The organism is Sorangium sp. So ce887 (assembly GCF_051521455.1).
Classification (GTDB): domain Bacteria; phylum Myxococcota_A; class Polyangia; order Polyangiales; family Polyangiaceae; genus Sorangium.
The window spans coordinates 135,037-154,650 of record NZ_CP150354.1; the positions used below are offsets into that span (position 1 = coordinate 135,037).

Consider the following 19,614-nt stretch of genomic DNA (forward strand, 5'->3'; position numbering starts at 1 on the left):
ACCGGCCCGAGCGCAGGCGCCGGGGCGCGGCGGCTGCCTCTCCGGAGACGGCCGCCGCGCCCCGAGCCGGCGATCCGGCGTCGGGCAGGCGGGAGGACTATGCGGGCAGGGGAGAATTAAGTCGAATGAAACTTTTTTCACGATGAGTTAAGTATCGCTACATGGATGCGTCGCTCCTCCCCGCGCTCGAGGATGTGTTGCTGGTGGCCCGGTCGGGCTCGGTCGCCGAGGCGGCGCGGCGGCTGCACAAGACGCCCTCGGCGGTGAGCCAGCAGGTGCGCCGGGTGGAGGAGCACTTCGGGGTGGCGATGTTCGAGCGCGACGGGCGCGGGGTGCGGCTGAGCCCGGCGGGCGAGGCGGCGCTCGGCGCGATCACGCGGCTGTTCGACCAGGCGGAGGGGGTGTTCGAGCTGCTCTCGGAGCTGGCGGGGGAGCCGTCGACGACGCTGCGCCTCGCGGCGAGCGACTACCTCGGCAAGGGGCTGCTCGTGCCGGTCATCCGGCAGATGCTCGACAAGCGCGCGCCGGTGCGGTTCGCGATCACGACGGCGAACTCGGTCGACGCGGCGCGGTGGGTCGAGCGCGGGGAGGTGGACCTGGGCCTCGCGTCGGCGTCCTCGGCGGGCGGCGACCTCGTGAAGCAGCCGCTGTTCGTGCAGCCGTTCCTCTGGGTGGGGCCGCGGCTCAAGGGCAAGGCGCCGGCGCTGCGCGAGCGCCTCCGGCACGAGCCGCTGCTCCGGCTGGCGCCGGGCAGCGTGGGGCGGCGGATGCTCGACGCGTACCTGGATCGCGAGCGGATCCGGCCGATCTCGACGATCGACGTGTCGAGCGTGTCGCTCCTCGTATCGTACGTGTCGGGAGGGCTCGGCATCGGCCTCGCACCGGCGCTCGCGCTGACCGAGGTTGCGCGCTCGCGGCTGGACGTGGAGGTCGCCGAGGTGGAGCCGCTGCCCGTCGAGCTGATGACGCGTGAAAACTTCCGTCGCAACCCGGTCATCGAGCGCTTCATCGACCGGCTGGCGGCCGAGGGGCGCCGCGCGGAGCAGCGGACGCGGGCGCTTCTCCGGGCGTAGCCAGGCGCAGCGCTCGCGCGTCGCGCGTCGCCGGAGCGGACGCCGAGGCGGATCGAGGGCAGGAGACGCCGGCGCGGCCGGGGCCTCCGGGGGGCTCAGGCCTCGCGCGGGCTGCTGCGCGTGTCCTTCAGCGTCACGTCGTGGACGCCGCCCTCGTGGATGCTGACCGCGGAGGCGACGGTCAGGCGCGCGCGCATGTACAGGTCACGCAGCGAGATGGCGCCGCAGTTGCACATCGTCGAGCGCACCTTGGCGAGCGTGACGTCGAGGGTGTCCTTCAGCTTGCCGGCATACGGAACGTAGCTGTCGACCCCCTCCTCGAACTCGAGCTGGTCCTTCTTCTTGCTGGCGTCGCCGTGGTCGTAGCGCTGCCAGTTGCGCGCGCGGTTGCTCCCCTCGCCCCAGTACTCCTTCATGAACTGGTTGTTCACGCGGACCTTGCGCCCGGGCGCCTCGTCGAAGCGCGCGAAGTAGCGGCCCATCATCACGAAGTCGGCGCCCATCGCGAGCGCGATCGTGATGTGGTAGTCCTGGCTGATGCCGCCGTCGGAGCAGATCGGCACGTAGATGCCGGTCCGCTGGAAGTACTCGTCGCGCGCCTTGGCCACCTCGATCACGGCCGACGCCTGGCCCCGGCCGATCCCCTTCTGCTCGCGGGTGATACAGATCGAGCCGCCGCCGATGCCGACCTTGACGAAGTCGGCGCCGGCCTCGACCAGGTAGAGGAAGCCCTCGCGATCGACGACGTTGCCGGCGCCGATATAGGCAGGCTTGCTGTGCGACTTCACGAAGGCGATGGTGTCGCGCTGCCACTCCGAGTAGCCATCCGACGAGTCGATGCAGAGCACGTCGGCGCCCGCCTCCACGAGCGCGGGCACGCGGTCCTTGTAGTCGCGCGAGTTGATGCCGGCGCCGACGATCAGCCGCTTCTCGTGGTCCACGTTCTCGATCGGGTGCGCCTGGTGCGACTCGTAGTCCTTGCGAAACACCAGGTATTGCAGGTGCTGTCGCTCGTCGATGACGGGCAGGGTGTTGAGCTTGTGACGCCAGATGAGCTCGTTGGCCTCCTGGAGATCGACGCCGACCTTGCCGCAGTGGATCGACTTGAACGGCGTCATGATCTCGCGCACGGGCGTGCTGAGCGGCGTCTTACCGAGCCGGTAATCGCGGCTCGTGATGATGCCGACGAACTTGCCCGTGGGGGTGCCGTCCTCGGTGATCGCGATCGTGGAGTGGCCCGTGCGATCGGTCAGCGCGAGCACGTCGCCCAGCGTCGCGTCGGGGCGCAGGTTCGAGTCGCTCACGACGAACCCGGCCTTGTAGTTCTTCACGCGCCGCACCATGGCGGCTTCCTCCTCGATGCCCTGCGAGCCGTACACGAACGACAGGCCGCCGCAGCGCGCGAGCGCGATCGCGAGATCGGCGCCCGAGACCGACTGCATCAACGCGCTGGTGATCGGGACGTTGATCGTGAGCGGCGCGCGCTTCGGGTCCGGCGGGCTCGCGCCCCGATCGGCCTTGAACCGGACGACGGGGGCCGTGAGGTCGACGTTCGCAGGGACGCAGTCCTTCGTCGTCAGATTCGGGACGAGCAGGTACTCGCCAAAGGTCCTGCTCGGCTCATCGTAGATGAATGCCATGTCGGCTCGTAGTGCAAGCGTTTCGCCCTGTCAAATGCGACCGGGGCGAGTCTTCGCGGAAATTCATGTAAGATCGTGGAGTTGCGGGCGTGCGGAGGCGGCGGGAAGGGGCCCGGGGGAACCGCTCCGGGCGGCCGGCCAGGGGGGCCGGACCTCCGGCGGGCGCAGCTAGAGCGGGCGCACGGGCAGGCAGAGCTCGCAGCGGAAGCCGTTGGTCTTGGGATCGTAGAACTCGCCCTGGTAGCGCGACCCGACCCAGGTTGGGCGCCGACCCGACCCAGGTTGCGCCGGCCGTTGACCCCGGCCGGTGACCCGACCCAGGTTGGGCGGACCCGACCCAGGTTGCGCCGGCCGGGGCGACCCGACCCAGGTTGGGGAGGAGGGAGGGAGTAGGAGGTAGGTTGACGGGTTGGGGAGGTTGACGCGGCAGCCCAGGTTGGAGGAGCAACCGCAGGTTGGGCGAGCCCAGAGAACTGCCAGGTGGCGGACCACCTGGCGGCGCCACCCATGGGGCGAGGTAAAGCCTTGAAATCATTCGCCGCAACTCCCGGCACGGCCTTTGTCAGTGTACGCCGGCCATGAGCCAGCCCCGCGAAATTGCTGCAGGCGCTACCTACCTCATCACCCGTCGCGTACTGCGCAGGCATCTGCTCTTCCGCCCGGATGCAGCCATCACCCAGCTCCTGCTCTACTCCCTCGCAGTCTCGACGCGCCGCTTCGGTATCGAGGTCCACGCGCTCTGCGCGATGTCAACGCACCTGCACCTCATCGTGACCGATACGATGGGCGTCTTACCGCGCTTCTTGCAATTCTTCCATCGCATCGTCGCGCTCGGAACGAAGGTGCTCCGCACGTGGGAAGGGCCAGTGTGGGACCACGAGGCCACGAGCGTGGTGCGGCTGCTGACGCGCGCGGCGGTGGTGGAGAAGATCGCCTACGTCCTCGCGAACCCGGTGGCCGCTGGCCTGGTCCGACATGCGCGTGAGTGGCCGGGCGCCAAGGTGGATGTGGACGAGCTCGGCTGCGGCGTGCTGCGCGCGCTGCGGCCCGCGGCATATCTCGATCCCAAAAATCCCCAGTGGCCCGAGGAAGTAGCGCTCACGCTCGCACTGCCCCCCGCCATCGAGCAGGACGGCGGCGACGGCTTTCGACGCGAGGTCGCGGCGGAGCTCGAGCGACACGAAGCGCAGGCCCGCGCGGAGGTGGAGCGGCAAGGGATGCGCGTCCTTGGCGCTGAGCGCGCCAGGAACGTCTCCCCTTACGAGCGCGCCACGAGCTTCGAGGCGCTGCGCGGTCGCAATCCGACGTTTGCGGTCGGCCGCGAGCAGGGGGATGCATGGCGAATCGCTGCCGCCGCCGTGCGTGCGTTTCGCGCATCGTACCGCGCGGCGCTCGAACGGTGGCGCGGCGGAGTACGCGGCGCTGTATTCCCGTCGGGGACGTGGTGGATGCGCACGTTTCACGGCGCCAGCGTGACCGACGTCGTGTTCACGGTGTAGTGACTGCGTCGGGTGTGGCATGGTGAGGCGGGCAGGGAGGGCGACGGGGGCGACGCGTCGTCGTGGGGCACGTCCGTCGGAAGATGGGGGAGCGGGCGGCTCAACGCGCGCATGGTGCGGTGTGCATGGCGACGTAGGAAGGCATGCCAAGCCGAACGCTCACGACGCGGCGCCGGAGGCTGGTTGTTGTAGGCTCGGCTTGATCGAACAGGATCGTGCGTGCCGGTGGCCGGGCCCAATCGATAGATCGACCCAGGTCGGTTGTCCCGACCCAGGTGGGTTCTCCCGACAGGTCAACCCGGGTGGGTCGCGCCAACCTGGGTCGGGTGCCTCAACCTGGGTCGGGTGCCTTCAACCTGGGTCGGGTGCCTCCGCCGCCTCAGATCTGCCGGCAAGCGGTGGCGCAGCGGCGGCACTCGTCCGCGCACGCCTTCATCTGGGGGTCGCCGGCGAGCTTGTCGCAGCTCGCCGCGCACAGGTCACAGAGGCTCGCGCACGCGCTCGTGATCTGGGCGCGCTGCGGCGAGCTGCGCAGGAGGAGCTTCGAGGCCGCCTCGCAGATGTCGGCGCAGTCCTGGAGCAGCCGCACGTGCGTGGCGTCGGCGTGAGCGCCTCCCATCTCGAGGCAATACTGGCTCGCATGGGTGCAGATCGAACCACAATCCTGGGTGAACCGGGCCACCTCCCGGAACGATCTGTCCCCCGGAAACTTGCTCATGACAATCCCCTCGGTCAACTGGGCCGCTCTCCGCCGCGCGGGTATCTCGCGACAAAGAGGCAACCTTGGTATCCAGAGGTTGAATGGATTGAGCGGCCTCTGCACGTCGGGCCATCCCGCATATAGGCCTCGGAACAGCGACCGACGCGCCGGACGCCGGTGTCCCGAACGCGCCGCGCGAGCGGCTCGTCGCCTGGAGACACACGCGGTCGCGGTCCGAACGGCCGCTCCCGCCCTGGTCGCTCGTTCATGCGGAGCCGTGGAAGCGGCGTCCTCCGCCGCGTCGCGAACTGGCTAGCACCCGGGCGCGCGGCAGATACCCATCTTGATGCGCGCGATCTCCTGGAGCTCCTCGGCGATCTCGAGCGTGCGCATCGCGGCGGTGCGCGCGAGCGCCTGGGCCTCCTCGGTGTTCGCGAGGCGCGCGAGGAGCCGCCGGCCCATCTCGTGGTGGTGGCCCTCGTCGGGCTGGATGACGTCGCGGTAGAGGCGCGCCGTCTCGGCGTCCCCCTGCGCCTCGCAGTAGTCGATGAAGGCCTGGTTATGCACCTTGGCCAGCGCCTCCCGCGTGAACTGGCCCGCTGCGACGCGCTCGACCGTGGAGCCGAGCCCCTTCAGGTACCCGAACATCGGCGTGGGCGGCCCGAACCTGGCCGGCATCGCCGCCGGATCGACGCCGAGCGCGCGGAGGCGCTCGGCGATGAGCCGGTAGTGCCTCGCCTCGTCGCCGCACTGGCGGGCGAGGGCGAGCTTCACCTCGATGTCGGTCTCGGTGGTGAGCCAGAGCGCAGCCTCCTCGGTCGCCTCGAGCTCCTTCTTGAGCGCGGTCGCGAGCAGCTCCGGGACGCCGATCCCGCTCCCTGGCTCCGCCGCGCCGGCCGCGGCCCCGATGCGGGCAAGGCGCTCTCCGACCCTCTGGTCGAGCTCGTCGAGGAATTCCTCTGGCTTCATGGGAGGCATGATGGGCGTGCCCCGGGCGGCAGGTCAATAGGCCGCCCGTCGACGGGCGCGATGGGTGTACTCTCCCTGAATGGCCTGGAGCTTTCTGCCCCCGTGGCTCGATCTCGAGTCGGTCTCGATGTCGTTCGACCTTCCCGCGCGCACTGTCCTGAAGCGCACCGGCGTGGCCACGCTCGGCACGTCGAGCGCAACGGCGCTGCGCGTGACGCTCGCGCCGACGCTCCTGCGCGTCGTCTTCGAGCCCTACCTCGTCATCGACCTGCCGCCGCCGCTCGGCGACATGGGGTTGCAGCAGGTCGAGTACGATTTGCGCTCAGGCGCCATGACGCCCAACGTCTTCTACACGGGAGGGCTCGTCCGGGTCGGGAAGGACTCGGCCGAGGACGAGGCCCGCGCCTTCATGCGCGCGCTCGTCACCTCGACGCCCATGGCCATTCCCCCGTACGACCCGACGAGCGACCCCGATCTCGTCGTGACGATGCGTCAGGTGCTCCTGAACCTCGAGTCCGACGGCGGCGGCCCCGCCGTGCGCGGCGCCCGCGTGTCCGCGCGGCTGACGCTGCGCGAGGAGCTCGCGGGCGCGGTGGGCTCGGACGGGTTCCGCATCCCGGCCGGCGCGACGATCGAGGCCAGCGTCGACGTCGAGGGGACCCGGCAGGAGATCGAGACGGCGCCGCGCGTGCAGCGCATCGAGGTCGACTGCTCGTCGGCGGTGCTCCGCAAGCACGGAGTCGACCAGGCCGATCTCCGCCGCTTCGTCGTGAAGCGCGGCGGGGAGATCGCCGTCGAGTGGGTCGAGCCGCTCGGCGCAGCCGGCCAGGCCGCGGGCGTCGAGTCGCTCGTGCGCCTGTTCGGCGCGCTGGCTGCGGGCGGCGGCGTCGCGCTCGACCCGCAGCGCCTCGGGCCCAGCGTCGTCGAAGGGCTCGTCAAGGAAGAGATCGCGCGCGCCCTGGGCCCCGTGCTGGTCGACTGGGTGCGGCAGAACGCGGAGATCATCGTGGGGATGGACCTGCGGCAGGTGCTCGGGATCCCGGAGGGTGACGGGGTGGCGTGAGCGCGAGGGGAGCGGCGGGATATGGGACCCGGACGCCGTGCTCGTGGAGGGGACTCGCGTGATCCTCGCGGCGGAGGCGCTCAACGACGACGGCTCGACGAAGCACGCAGCGCAGGTGGAGGTCGTCCTCGGCGTCACCGAGGTCTGGGGGCGGCCTTGCAGCGATGACACGGAGACCTGCGGCGCCCCCGGCGGCACACCGTGCTGCACAGGCTGAGCGATGTCGCCGCCGAGGAGAGCGTCACCCGCCGGCGCGGGGCGCGTGACGCTGGAGCCCTCGGCGGACCGGAGAAGTGTTATAAACCCACGAATGCGACTCGCCGCCATCCACATCTATCCCGTCAAAGGCTGCCGGGGCCTCGCGCTCGACGCGGCGGCCGTCGACGAGCTCGGCCTCGCCGGCGACCGGCGGTTCATGGTCGTCGACCTCGAGGGCAAGCCCCTCACGCAGCGCCCGCTGCCGCGCATGGCGCTCATCGAGACCCAGCTCTCCGAGAGCACGCTCTCGCTCGGCGCCGCCGGCCGCCCGCCGATCTCCGTGCCGCGCGCGGCGCCGTCGGCGCAGGGCGCGCGCCTGCTCACCGTCGAGGTCTGGAGCAGCACCGGCCTTCTGGCCGAGGACTGCGGCGATGAAGCCGCCGCGTGGCTCAGCGACTTCCTGGAGCGCCCGGCGCGGCTCGTCCGCGCCGGCGAGGCGTTCCGGCGGCCCGTCCTCAAGGCGTCGGTGGCGCGCCAGGAAGATGTCGTGTCGTTCGCCGACGAGTTCCCGTTGCTCGTGATCTCCGAGGCCACCCTCGCCGATCTGAACGCTCGCCTCGAAGGCAGGGGCGCCGCGGCGTTGCCGATGGATCGCTTCCGGCCCAGCCTCGTCGTGAGCGGCTGCGCTGCCTTCGATGAGGACCGGTGGAGCCGCATCCGCATCGGCGACCTCGTGCTCCGCGCCGGCGGCCCATGCGCCCGCTGCGCCGTCACCACGACCGATCAGCGCACCGCGGAGCGCGGCCTGGAGCCGCTCCGCACGCTCGCCACGTACCGGCGCGATCCGCAGAAACCCAGCGACTTGAACTTCGGTCAGAATTATATCCACGAGACGAAGTCCGGCGCCTTGCGCGTGGGCGACGAGGTGACGGTCGGTTGACGGGGCGCGCGAGACGCCCGTGCGCGCCGCGCTCGGCGCGCCGCCGCCTGCGCTACCGCCGGTAGACCAGGAAGCCGGCGATGGCGCCGAGCAGCGCCCGCGGCTCGGCGGTGCGCACCGAGCGGCTGCTGCGCTCGAAGAGCCGTAGATCGGCGCCCGGATGAGGTGCGCGATCTCCTCCGAGAGATCGGGCGGGCAGATCCAGTCGTGCCGGCCGGCGATGACGAGAGTAGGCACCCTGCTCGGTGCCGCGGTCGGCCACGATCTGCTTGGACCGGTCGATGAGGCGATGGCTGGCCGCCGTGGCCACCAGGATGAGATGAGAGATGTGCTGCTGGTACTCGAGCGCATAGGCCATGGCCACCATGCCTCCATGGGAGGTGCCCATCACCACGATGCGATCGAGGCCGAGGTCTTTGATCCTCGCGCGCACGGCGTCAGGGTATCCGATCGGCGGCGCGCCGGGGGGCGCTGGCGCGGGGGAGCGAGGGGGCCCGGGTGCGTGTGGAGTAGCAGCGGAGGCGCAACGTGCTGCCGGGGCAGCACGCGGCTGCGGAGGCGGGTCGCGGCTGCCCCGCCGTCAGGCGACGCCGTGCCGGGTCAGCCAGTCGAGCTGGCGCTCCCAGGCGTGAGCGGCGGCTTCAGGGCGGTAGCTCGGCCGGTAGTCGGCGTAGAAGGCGTGCGGGACGTCGGGGTAGACCCGGATCTCGGAGCGCGCGGCGCCGGGCGCGCCGCCGGCCTCGGAGGCCGCCTGGAGCGCTTGCTGCAGCTCGGTGACCGTCGGCAGGGGGATGCCCTGGTCCTGCCCGGCATAGAGGCCCAGCACGGGCACCTGAAGCGCGCTCGCCACGTCGATCGGGTGCTTCGGCTGCGCCTCGGTACGATCGCCGGCGAGGCGCCCGTACCAGGCCACCGCCGCCTTCAGCGCGGGGTTGTGCGCGGCGTACAGCCATGTGATGCGCCCGCCCCAGCAGAAACCCACCGCAGCGGCCTTGCTGACGTCGGCCTTCCCTGAGGCGGCCGCGAAGGCGATGCTCGCGTCGAGGTCGGTGAGCACCTGCCGGTCGGGCACGCGGCCGGCCAGCGCCCGAAGCTCGTCGACGGCGCCGAGGCGGCTCGGGTCGCCCTGGCGAATGAACAGATCCGGGGCGAGGGCGTAGTAGCCGCGCTTCGCGAAGCGGCGGACCACATCGCGGATGTGCTCGTGGACGCCGAAGATCTCCTGGATCACCAGCACCAGCGGAAACGGCCCGCCGGAGGCGGGGTGGGCGCGGTAGCCGGGGAGGTCGCCGGCCGGCGCGGGTACGGTGACGACGCCGGCGATGAGGCCGGCGTCGTCGGTGTGGATGGGGCTCGGAGCGTTGCTCTCGGCACGGGGCGTGGAAGCGGTCATGGCCTGACCGTGGGCAGCCACCGTGCCAGAGGCGGAGGCGGCCGACCCGAGTTGACGGGTTGAGGAGGCCGGACCCGACCCAGGTTGAGGCGGCCGACCCAGGCCGACCCAGGCCGACCCGACCCGGGTTGAGGCGGCCGACCCGGGTTGAGGCGACCTGACCGCAGTGCATTACCTGAAATTATGTATTGGACGTTATCCGCGCTGCCCGTGGGGACCCTGGAACGCCCTCCGCTCGACGCCTGCGCTCGCGGCGGTCACGCCTGCGCCTCCGCCTCGGGCGCCTTGTCCTTCCTGGCGGCCTTCAGCTTGTTCGGGGGCCGCTTGCCGAACGGCTCGCCGGCCACGATCTCGGAGCGGACGCCGTCGACCCCGACCGGGATGTCCCCGGTCAGCGTCACGCGGTAGAGCACGCGCTCGACGTCGAGGTGCCCGAGATCCTGCGGGCCGAGGTGCGCGGTGGCCCGGTTGTCCCAGAACGCGATGCTGCCCGGCTCCCACCGGAACCGCACCGTGTAGGCCGGGCGGCTGATCTGCTCGAAGAGCAGGTCGAGGATCGCGCTGCTCTCGCGCGCGGACAGGCCCACGATGTGGCTCGTGAAGCCGGGGCTGACGAACAGCGCGCGCTCGCCGGTCTCGGGGTGGACGCGCACCACGGGGTGGACCGAGACCAGCGGGTTCTCGCGCACCTTGCGCAGGTACGGGCTGTCCTGGTCCTGCGGGGCGAACCGCAGCCCGAAGCGGTGCTCGGCGCGCAGGCCGTCGACGAGCGCGCGCAGCGGCGCGGACAGCCCCTCGTAGGCCGCCACGAGGTTGGTCCAGGTGGTGTCGCCGCCGAAGGGCGGCAGGATGTGCGCCCGCAGGATCGACGCCGCCGGCGGGTTCACGGCCGCGGTGACGTCGGTGTGCCAGCGGTTCTCGTAGCTGAAGCGCTTGCCGTAGCGGCGATCGTAGCGGCGGCTGTCGATCGCGAGGATCTCCGGGTGCTCGTCGAACGGCTCGTCCTCGTGCGGGTGGGCGTAGGTCACCTCGCCGAAGCGCGCCGCAAAGGCGATCTGCTCGGCGTGGCCGAGCGTCTGGTTCCGGAAGAAGACGACCTTCCACTTCAGCAGCGCCGCGCGGATGGCCGCCACGGACTCGTCGGGCAGCGGCCTGGAGATGTCGGCGCCGTGGATCTCGGCGCCGGTGTGCCCTGCGAGCGGCTTCACCTGGATGGCTTGATCGGATGGTCTCTGGCTCATGGGTCTCCTCCGCGTGGTCCCCCCGTCACGTTCTTCGTGGCGGTCGGGTATGCGGGTGCCGTGCCAGGGAGCGAGCGGCGGCGAGCGCGCGTGGAGACAGCAGGGTTGGGGGCGGCCTGCGGAAGCTCGTTGTGCTGGGCGACTGAGCTAGCACTGCTGCGGGAAGTTGCCCTGAGCAGCAGAAGAACCGCCATGGCGGATGTGCCGGTCAAGACCGGCATGAGGGAGCAGGTGAGGGAGGCCGTCCCGGCATTTCCCCCACCCCTTTCCCTGGTTTCCCCACGCTCATCTTCGAGGTGCTGAGCCGCAGCACCGAGGAGTACGACAGCGGCGACAAGCTCGAGCATTACAAGAGCCTCGCCTCTCTGCGAGAGTATGTCCTCGGGTCGCATCGGGAGCGCAGCGTGAAGGTCTGGACGCGCGACGCTGATGGCGGCTTCACGTCGGCTACCGCGTGTGAGGGGGACGTCGCGCACCTGTCGTCGATCGGCGCCAGGCTCGACGTCCGCGAGCTTTACGAAGCGGTGGCCGAGCCGGGGGCCTGAGGACAGAGCCGCCGGGGCCGTCCAGGAACCCCCCAAGACAGATACCGTGAAGGCGGCATCGCCCGCGCTGGATTCCGCCGTTCACCGCGCATCGCGCGCATTCCGTGAGCACCCCGCGCGCCGCCCCTTCCGAGCACCATCCCTGCTCACCGGAGCTATTGACACCGTGGCTCGTTCCGCGACCATCGCGTCATGGCGCGCACAGCTCCGGTCCCCAACATCCCTGCCATCCCGGGAATGAACCCTGGTGTCTTCATCCTGGGCGGCGGTGGCGGCGGCGGTGGCCCCGGTGGGCGCGGCGGCAACGGAGCCGGCGGAGAACAGGGCGCGGGTGGCAAGAACGGTGGCAACGGCGCCCAGGGCGGCGGCCGCAACGCCGGGAGCTGCGGCCAGGGCAGCGGCGGCGGCTGCCCCAACCCGACGCACGGGGGCGGTGGAGGAACGCAGGCCGGGCACCCCATCGATCCCGTCACAGGTCGCGTCTACACCCTCGCCGTCACCGACATGGCGCTGCCGGGAGCGTTTCCGCTCGTGATCGAGCGCGCCTACAGCTCCGCGCAGCACGACCTCGACTATGGCCTCGGCCACGGCTGGAACCATTCACTCGGCTGGCGCGTCATCGAGCTCCGCCGCCGCAGGGTGCGCGTCGTCACGGCCACGGCGCTCGCGTGCGAGGGCCGCTGCCCCGACGAGGGCGAGACCGTGAAGCTCCCCGTCGGGCTGCTGACGCGGACCCGCGACGGCTACTTCCTCAAGGCCGACGACGGGATCACGCGGGTCTTCGAGGACGCCTTTGCCATCGACAACGAGTTCCGCCTCAGCGCGCTCCTGGATCGCAATGGCAACCAGGCCCGGCTCTTCTACGAGAACGGGACCGGTCCGCTCCAGTTCGTGAACGACAGCGTGGGCCGGCTGCTCCGCGTGCGGCGGCACCGCGACGGCCGCATCGCCGCGTTCGAGGTGAAGAACGCGTCCGCGCGGGGCGCCTGGACGTCCTTCCGCACGTACGACTACGACGATCGCGGAGATCTCGTGGCCGCGCGCGACGCCCTGGGGCACGCGATGACCTTCGCGTACGACGCAGATCATCGGCTCGTGCTGGAGCGCTGGCCCACGGGCCTCGAGGTGCGCTACCGCTACGACGACCACGGTCGCTGCGTGGAGACGTGGTGCAACGATCCCAACGAGCGCGCGCTCCTGGCCGAGGGCGTGCCCGAGGTGCTCGCGGACGGCAGCCGCGCGAAGGGGTTCCTGCACGCGAAGGTCGAGTACGGCGCGGGCGAGAACAATGTCATCACCTCGCGCGCCCTGCGGAGAATCGAGGCCAACGCCTTCGGCAAGGCCGACCGGATCGTCTGGGCGGGGCAGGTGCACGACAACGCGTTCGACGAGGCGGGCGAGCTCGTGGGTTACCGCGACGGCCTCGGGCGCGCATGGAGGATGGGGGAGGCCGGGGGCGCGTACCGCGTGGTCGACCCCCTGGGTCACGCCACGGAGTACCTGTACGACGATCGCGGCAACGTCGTGACCACGCGCGGCCCCGACGGCCTGGAGACGCAGCACGTGCGCGATGCGAACGGCAACCTGATCTACCTCTCGGATGCGATGGGGCTCGTCGCGAGCTTCCGCTACGGCGAGCGCGGCTGCCTGGTCCACGCCGAGACGGCCGACGGTGGCAAGACGTCGATGAAGTACGACGCGCTCTGCAACCGCGTCGAGATCGTCGAGCCGCACGGCGGCACGCGAGCGCTGCGCTACGACTTCCTCGGGCGGCTTGTGGAGATGCGGGACGAGAGGGGCGGGATCCACCGCTGGATCTACGACGCGATGGGGCGCGTGGTGGAGCACTGCTCGCCGCTCGGCGCCCGCACGTTCACGAGCTACGACGAGGCCGGCCGCTTCACCGGCGAGCGCGACGCGGATGGCCGCTGGTTCCGTCTGATCTACGCGGGTCTCCGCGAGGTGATCGCGGTCGAGCGGAGCGACGGCTCGCGCGTGTCGTACGCCTACGATCGCGAGCTCGACATGGTGCGCATCATCAACGAGGAGGGCGATGTGCACACCATCGAGCGAGACCTGGAGGGGCGAATCCGCTCGGAGCGCACCTTCGACGGCCGCACGCTGCGGTACAAGAACGACCAGGCCGGTCGGCTGTCGAGGATCACCTTCGACGACGGCGAGTTCGTCGAGCTCACCTACGACGATCTCGATCGGATCATCGGGCGCGCGTTCTCGGACGACACGTTCCACAAGCTGGAGTACGACGAGCGCGGGCGCGTCCTGCTCTTCGAGACGGAGGCCGTCCGCACGCAGTACACGTACGACGCGCGAGGGCGCTGCACCCGCGAGGACACGGAGCTGGTGAACGACCCATCGTCCGCGGCGTCGCTCCGGCACCTCTACGACGCCAGCCTGAATCGCACGAGGATGAGCGTGGCCGGCGCCTTCTCGATCGCCACCCCGCGCGACGGCGCCGGGCGATGCTTCGCGCTCGTCTTCTCGGATGCTCGGGGCGCGGACCAACCGATCGCGACGTTCGCGTACGACCCGGCGGACGCGGAGACAGGGCGCCTCTTCGCTGGCGGCGGCGGGATCGAGCACACGAGGGACGCGCACGGCAACGTCGTCCGCTCGGCCGTCCTCGGCCGTGGCACCGCGGTCGTCCGCCCGGGTGAGCCCGCATGGGTCGGCAAGCTGGGCGGCCCGGAGACCCTGCGGTTCGATTACCGGTGGTCGCCCGCCAATGAGCTGCAGGTGCTCGCCGATCGCGATCGCGGGGCGCAGTCGTTCGCGTACGACGCGCGCGGCCGCATCGCGCAGAAGCGGCACGAGCGGCGGGCCGGGACCGAGGACTACGTGCTCTCGCCGCGAGGCGACGTGCGCTGGATCGACGGCCGCGCGCAGTCCCACCTGGGCGGCGGGCGCCTCGTGACCACGAACGGCGCGACCCTCGCGTACGACGCGCGCGGCCGGCTCGTGAAGAAGGTGGAGGGCGCCGCGGTGACCACCTACGCCTGGAGCGTGCTCGGCCTGCTCTCGGGCGTGACATTGCCCGACGGCACCCGGATCGAGCTCGTGTACGACGGGTTCTCGCGGCGCCTGGAGAAGCGCGTCGTGCGGCGAGACGCAGCGCTCGTGAGGCACCGCTACCGCTGGGATGGCGAGGACCTTCTGGAAGAGACGGTGGAGCGAAAGTCGAGCACCCCCGGCGCGGCCGCGCCGTTCACGCTGGTGGAGCGCCGGCGCTATGCGTACTCGCCGGGCTCGCCGGTGCCGCTCGCGCAGGCGATCGATACCGAAGCCGGCCCGGGCGCGTGGAAGTACCTCGTGCACCGGGACGGGGCGCCTGTGCCACTGGCGCTCGTGGATGCCGACGGGACCGTCGACCAGGTCTTCGAGACCGAGGCGTACGGCCGGGTGATTGCGGGCGACGCCACCGCCACGCTGAGCCGGTTCCCGGGGCACTGGTACGAGCCGGAGACGGGGCTCCACCACAACCGGTGGCGGTACTTCGATCCGGCGAGCGCGACGTACCTGAGCCCGGAGCCGCTGGGGCTCCTCGGCGGCCTCGAGAGCTACGGGTACGTGAATGGGAAGCCGCTCGTCTGGATCGATCGCGACGGCCTCGCGCGAAGCGTGACAGCACTCACCGATCGCAATGGCAACGCGATCGGGACTGGCACGTCCTCCCGCGAGGCAGACCTGCACCCCGCTGTGGCGGCAGCGCTGCCGATCCGGAACGCGCGCGGTGGGGACACGGATGCCGCCTCCTGCTCGGAGCCTGCGGCGCTCTCGTCGCACCTCCGGAACTGGGAAAGCCGCAACCCCGGGCAGAGCTGCGACCCCGGCACGCCGCAGGGACGACAGAACCTCAGCACAGCGCTCTCGGAGATCGGTGGCATCTCGAGCCGAGCGGGAACGAAGGACCTCGCGGCGTGCCCGAACTGCTCGCAGACGATCTCCCGGCTCTGGGCGCTTGCCGAGCCGCGACCCCCGTCACCCACGGTCGCGGGAGGCCGAGCCTCGACGAGAGATGCGACCAACGTGCCGGGTGGGCTCCAGAACCCAGAGGGGCCGCGTGTCGTGAACCCGGCCGGCGCACCGGGGCCGATCACGCTTCCGGCTTCCCCTCTCGCGCAGAACGTCAACGACCCCGCAATGAGGGTCGCCAACGAGGACGCATACCGACGAGCCAGCGGGACGGGCTCGGTGGCGGGGCTCAATCCAGGCGTCTTCGACAACTCGTCCGGAACCTGGGGGCCACGCCCATGAACTTTACAGAGCGCGACGATTTGCCAAGCGCCCCCGGGATCGAGGATCTGGGGCCGCTGGGCTCGCTCGCACAGCACGAGGGCACGGTCGTGCGCATACCACGCTCCGCGAATCCCTTCGAGCCGCGACCTCCGGTGCCTGTCGACGATCCTGCCGTTCTCCGCGATGCGGCGCGGCTGGTCTCCGAGGGGCTCGTTCTCCGCCAGCGTCACAATCACGGAGCGCAGGGCGCGCTCATGATCGGTTGGGTTGAGGGGGCGCTGGGGCCGCCGCGCGTGGTTCGCTCGATCGGGCCTTCGGAGCAACTGCTGTGGTTCGAGGGCGCGCTCGTCCTGCTGCTGGCCGACGCCTTGACCGTGGCGTGCGCGACCAGCGAGCGACTCCAGGCACTGCTCGCACACCCCGTGCCGCCCGGGCTCTCGCCCGCGCCAGCGAGGTACTCCTACGGCCCGATCGCCGGCCTTCCGCAGCCCGGAGCGCTGCTTGGGTCGATGGAGTACATGGATCGGTACTTCCCGGAGGCGTTGAAGCTCTACGAGACGGAGACCGGCTGCCGTGTCCGCGGGGTGCTCCAGGGCGCTCTCGAGACGCAGTTCCAGATAAAGCCCGGCGGCTGTATCGCCACGGCTCCGCGTCACCCCGATCGGCTCGCGCGAGCCAGCTCGTTCGGTGAGTGGCAGCCGGGTTTGCGCGAGCAGGAGGGCCTGCGCGTCCAGCTCGAGAGATACCAGGCATCGGACGCGCTCGCGACTGCGGTGCTCGCCGCGGACGAGCTCGTAGGAGGGTTCCGTGGGCAGCGCGGGATCTCGATCGTCGCGCCGTGGGCGGCGAGCATGATCCGTGAACGGACTGCGTCCGGCATCTGGTCTGCGCCAGTCCACCCTTACAACGGCGCCTGGTTCATCGGGTGGATCGAGAACACGGCGGTACGCACGGGCATCTACGTGGACGAGAATGGCGGGGTATGGGCCTCGTGGCAGGAGCCAGACGACGACGAGGTGCAAGTGCGCCTGGTGGGCACGAGCGTCGAGCGCTGGTTCGAACGTCAGGTCTACCTTCTCGAGAACGGCTACGCGTCGGAGGCCACGTGCCGTACGGAAGAGGCGCTGCCGCCCGGGCTCAGTCTCCGCGAAGATCTCTCCGACGCCGCTGCGCAGATCTTCGTGGACGGAGATGCCGTGTGGCTCGTCGAGGAGTGCGGCATCCAGCGAATGTCCCGCCGTGTGTCCAGCGTGTCGGACGTGCTGGCAATCGCAGGTCGCTTCGGGTAGCGATTGCACGGATACGGAGATCCCGCGCGTCCGACCGCCGGCGCTCATGACGGCCCCCTCGCACCTGGTGCACGTGGCCCCACGAGGAGCGCCGATCACCCCGCCGCCGCGCACCCGCCGCCGCGCCGCGATCTCGACGCGCTCCGCGGTCGCGGCCCGTCGCGCGACGGGCCCCGTCGAGTAAGCTGCGCCGCCATGAAGGTCCCCCGACTCACGGGCCGCGCGCTCACGGCAGCGCGCCTCGCGGCCGAGGCGCCCGGATCGTCCGCAGCGCTCCGGAAAATGCTGAAGCGCACCATGGGCATCGATCGGCTCTCGTCGCTCCCGGACGCCTGGCGCGACGAGGTCCCCGCGGACGCCCGGCCGATCCAGGCCGCGGCGCCGCGGCGCTGGGACGACGCCGGGCTCGGCGCGCTCCAGCTCCGCGACTGGCCCACGACCTCGCTCGCCTACGCCGCGGCCTACCGCCGGGGCGCCACGACCCCGCGCCGCGTCGCCGAGCGCGCCCTGTCCGAGATCGACGCGCTCGCCGCGCAGCGCCCGTGCATGAACATCGCCGTCGCCGCCGCGCGCGAGGCGACCCTCCGGGACGCCGACGCCGCGACCGCGCGCCACGCCGCGGGGCACGCGCGCGGCCCCCTCGACGGCGTGCCCTTCCTGGTGAAGGACGAGTTCGACGTCGAGGGCCTCCCCACCACGCTCGGCTCGCGCTGCGGCCCGCTCTCGCCCGCGCCGCGCGACGCCGCCGTGGTCGCCCGGCTCCGGCAGGCGGGCGCCGTGTTTCTCTGCAAGACGGTGCTGACCGAGTGGGGGATGTCGCCGATCGGCAACAGCGTCCACCAGCGCATGCCCCACAACCCGCACCACAGCGAGCGCGCGGCCGGCGGCTCCTCCACCGGCTCCGCGGTGGGCGTCGCGCTCGGCCTCGCGCCGCTCGCGGCGGGCGGCGACGGCGGCGGCTCGATCCGGACGCCCGCTGCGCTGAACGGCGTCTTCGGCATCAAGCCGACCTTCGGCCGGGTGAGCCGCGCCGGCGACGGCTTCAAGGGCTCGGTCGCCCACGCCGGCCCGATCGCCTGCAGCGCGGCCGATCTCGCCCTCTTCCTCGACACCGTCGCGGGCGAGCCCGACCCCGACGACGACCTCACCGCGTGGGCGCCCCCGCCGCCCCCCGGCGGCTTCGGCGCGCTCCTCGGCGCCGGCGTGCGCGGCCTGCGCATCGGCGTGGACGAGGCCGAGTGGCGCGACGCCAGCATCCCGGTCGCGAGCGCGTGCCGGGGGGCGCTGCGCGAGCTCGAGCGCGAGGGGGCCGTCCTCGTGGACGTGCAGATCCCCATCGCGCGGTACGCGGCGCAGATCGGCTATCTCGTCATCGGCCCCGAGTCGCTCGCGGCCCACCAGCGCGCCTTTCGGGAGCAGCGCGACCTCATCAGCGAGGACCTGCGCGTCACCTTCAGCGTGCTCTCGGGCGTCACCGCGCGCGAGCAGCGCGACGCCGCGCGGCTGCGCGCGGGGATGCGGCGCGACGTGGCGAGGGCCCTCGCCGGCGTTGACGTGCTCGCGCTCCCGACGACCGCGATCACCGCGCCCCGCTACCTCCAGGCCGAGGAGGGGCGCGCGTTCCTGGATCCCGCGTCCCTCGACGGGCTGTGCCGCTTCGCCTTCCTCGCCAACCTCACCGGCCTCCCCGCCGGCACCGCGCCCGTCGGGAGCGACGCCGAGCGCCTTCCCATCGGCCTGCAGATCGTCGGCGACGCATGGGACGAGGCGGCCGTCCTCGCCGTCCTCGCCCACCTCGAGCGGTCCGAGCTCGCGGTCGCGCCGCGGCCCCCGGCAGGGATCGACCTGCTCCGGTAGCGGGCCCGGCGCGCCTCTCCGTCAGTCCACGGCCGCCGTCACGACCCACACGGCGCCTCCCATGCGCACGCCCTCGGGGCCCGCATGGGGCGCGATGGCCTCGCGCAGGTCGGCCCGCACGCGATCGACGAGCTCCGGCGCGGCGTTCGCCTGGCGCAGCGCGGCGGACGCCGGACCCATCTGCAGGAGGAAATCCACGGTCTCGTCGAGCGATCTCCCGCCTGCCACCGAGAGCTCCCGGTCGATGGGCTCGTGATGCACCCGGACGAACCCCGCGCGCGCGAGGAGCGCTCCGACGCGCGCTGCGTCGGCGAACGCGAACGGGCCGGGCGCGTGCGGATCGGGCTGCGGCAGGGGGAGGTGCCTGGCCACGGCCAGGGTCGGCACGAAGAGCCAGGGGTTCTCCTGGAGCGAGCGCCAGCAGACGAACGCGAGCCGCGCGCCGGGCCGCAGCGCCTTCCGGAGGTTCGCGAAGGCCGCCTCGGGGTCGGCGAAGAACATGACCCCGAAGCGCGAGTAGAGGACATCAAAGGGCCCGGGCAGCGCCGCGATCTGCGCGTCCGCGTTCTCGAAGGCCACGTTCGCGGCGCCCGCCGAGAGCGCCGCCGCGCGCGCCCTGTCCAGCATCGGCGCGGACACGTCGACGCCGACGACGGCGCCGCCGGGGCCGACGCGGCGGCCGAGCTCGAGCGTGGTGTCGCCGATACCGCAGCCGACGTCGAGGACGCGCTCGCCCGCGGCGAGCCCGGCGCGATCCATGGCGAGGGCGCCCAGCGGCCGGATCTGCGCCGAGATGACGTCGTGGAGGGCCACCCACTTCGGCCCGCCGACCTCGTTCCAGTACTGGATCTGATCGGCGTTCGGGCCAGAGACCTTGATCATCGCTCGAGCTCCTTTCGATGCGCGCGCGGCGCGCTTCCCCGGCGGCCCCTGAGAGCTATCTCCCTTCGGCG

The 19,614-nt window shown here is 71.6% G+C and carries 15 protein-coding genes and 1 pseudogene; 9 read left to right on the top strand and 7 right to left on the bottom strand.

Going from position 1 to position 19,614, the window contains the following annotated elements; translation table 11 throughout:
• Positions 1-161: 161 nt before the first annotated feature.
• Complete coding sequence (locus tag WMF36_RS00505) at positions 162-1,073, top strand: LysR family transcriptional regulator (RefSeq protein WP_437577585.1); 912 nt, start codon at positions 162-164, stop codon at positions 1,071-1,073.
• Positions 1,074-1,168: 95 nt separating this feature from the next.
• On the opposite strand, the gene WMF36_RS00510 is transcribed toward WMF36_RS00505, so the two are convergent.
• Positions 1,169-2,713: an IMP dehydrogenase gene (locus WMF36_RS00510; RefSeq protein WP_437577586.1), complete on the bottom strand. Its 1,545-nt coding sequence runs from the start codon at positions 2,711-2,713 to the stop codon at positions 1,169-1,171.
• A 578-nt stretch (positions 2,714-3,291) separates the two neighbouring features.
• Between WMF36_RS00510 and WMF36_RS00515 the strand changes: the two genes are divergently transcribed.
• Positions 3,292-4,212, top strand: coding sequence for a transposase (locus WMF36_RS00515; protein ID WP_437577587.1), 921 nt, complete (start codon positions 3,292-3,294; stop codon positions 4,210-4,212).
• Between the two features lie 379 nt (positions 4,213-4,591).
• Here the strand turns inward: WMF36_RS00515 and WMF36_RS00520 are convergent, their stop codons facing one another.
• Positions 4,592-4,930 (bottom strand): four-helix bundle copper-binding protein, encoded by a 339-nt coding sequence (locus tag WMF36_RS00520; RefSeq protein WP_437577588.1) that lies wholly within the window; start codon positions 4,928-4,930, stop codon positions 4,592-4,594.
• A gap of 294 nt (positions 4,931-5,224) precedes the next feature.
• Complete coding sequence (locus tag WMF36_RS00525; protein ID WP_437577589.1) at positions 5,225-5,881, bottom strand: ferritin-like domain-containing protein; 657 nt, start codon at positions 5,879-5,881, stop codon at positions 5,225-5,227.
• A gap of 79 nt (positions 5,882-5,960) precedes the next feature.
• Between WMF36_RS00525 and WMF36_RS00530 the strand changes: the two genes are divergently transcribed.
• The 3 genes from WMF36_RS00530 (at position 5,961) to WMF36_RS00540 (ending at position 8,082) form a co-directional block, all read left to right on the top strand.
• Positions 5,961-6,944, top strand: coding sequence for a hypothetical protein (locus tag WMF36_RS00530; RefSeq protein ID WP_437577590.1), 984 nt, complete (start codon positions 5,961-5,963; stop codon positions 6,942-6,944).
• Positions 6,928-7,161 (top strand): hypothetical protein, encoded by a 234-nt coding sequence (locus tag WMF36_RS00535; RefSeq protein ID WP_437577591.1) that lies wholly within the window; start codon positions 6,928-6,930, stop codon positions 7,159-7,161. Before WMF36_RS00530 ends, WMF36_RS00535 begins: the two co-directional genes overlap by 17 nt.
• Before the next feature lie 93 nt (positions 7,162-7,254).
• Entirely contained in the window at positions 7,255-8,082 is an 828-nt protein-coding gene (locus tag WMF36_RS00540; protein ID WP_437577592.1) for an MOSC domain-containing protein, read from the top strand.
• A 52-nt stretch (positions 8,083-8,134) separates the two neighbouring features.
• Here WMF36_RS00540 and WMF36_RS00545 read toward each other — a convergent pair.
• From WMF36_RS00545 to WMF36_RS00555, 3 genes and pseudogenes are all read right to left on the bottom strand, one after another.
• A pseudogene (locus WMF36_RS00545) lies at positions 8,135-8,578 on the bottom strand (alpha/beta hydrolase); the annotation flags it as partial.
• Positions 8,579-8,662: 84 nt separating this feature from the next.
• Positions 8,663-9,475 carry a dienelactone hydrolase family protein gene (locus tag WMF36_RS00550; protein WP_437577593.1) on the bottom strand — a complete coding sequence of 271 codons (813 nt, stop codon included), beginning with the start codon at positions 9,473-9,475 and terminating at the stop codon, positions 8,663-8,665.
• Positions 9,476-9,732: 257 nt separating this feature from the next.
• A complete protein-coding gene (locus WMF36_RS00555; protein ID WP_437577594.1) occupies positions 9,733-10,716 on the bottom strand; it encodes a TauD/TfdA dioxygenase family protein in 984 nt (327 codons plus the stop codon).
• Between the two features lie 251 nt (positions 10,717-10,967).
• Between WMF36_RS00555 and WMF36_RS00560 the strand changes: the two genes are divergently transcribed.
• The 4 genes from WMF36_RS00560 to WMF36_RS00575 all read left to right on the top strand — a co-directional run bounded on the left by WMF36_RS00560 (position 10,968) and on the right by WMF36_RS00575 (position 18,661).
• Positions 10,968-11,261, top strand: a complete 294-nt coding sequence (locus WMF36_RS00560) for a Uma2 family endonuclease (RefSeq protein ID WP_437582057.1) — start codon at positions 10,968-10,970, stop codon at positions 11,259-11,261.
• Between the two features lie 192 nt (positions 11,262-11,453).
• On the top strand, positions 11,454-15,533 hold the full coding sequence (locus WMF36_RS00565; protein WP_437577595.1) for an RHS repeat-associated core domain-containing protein: 4,080 nt from the start codon (positions 11,454-11,456) through the stop codon (positions 15,531-15,533).
• 236 nt (positions 15,534-15,769) lie between these two features.
• Complete coding sequence (locus WMF36_RS00570; RefSeq protein WP_437577596.1) at positions 15,770-16,804, top strand: hypothetical protein; 1,035 nt, start codon at positions 15,770-15,772, stop codon at positions 16,802-16,804.
• A 195-nt stretch (positions 16,805-16,999) separates the two neighbouring features.
• The gene (locus WMF36_RS00575; protein ID WP_437577597.1) at positions 17,000-18,661 is read left to right on the top strand and encodes an amidase; all 1,662 of its coding nucleotides are present in this window, start codon (positions 17,000-17,002) and stop codon (positions 18,659-18,661) included.
• A gap of 21 nt (positions 18,662-18,682) precedes the next feature.
• On the opposite strand, the gene WMF36_RS00580 is transcribed toward WMF36_RS00575, so the two are convergent.
• The gene (locus WMF36_RS00580; protein WP_437577598.1) at positions 18,683-19,543 is read right to left on the bottom strand and encodes a class I SAM-dependent methyltransferase; all 861 of its coding nucleotides are present in this window, start codon (positions 19,541-19,543) and stop codon (positions 18,683-18,685) included.
• Between the last annotated feature and the right edge of the window lie 71 nt (positions 19,544-19,614).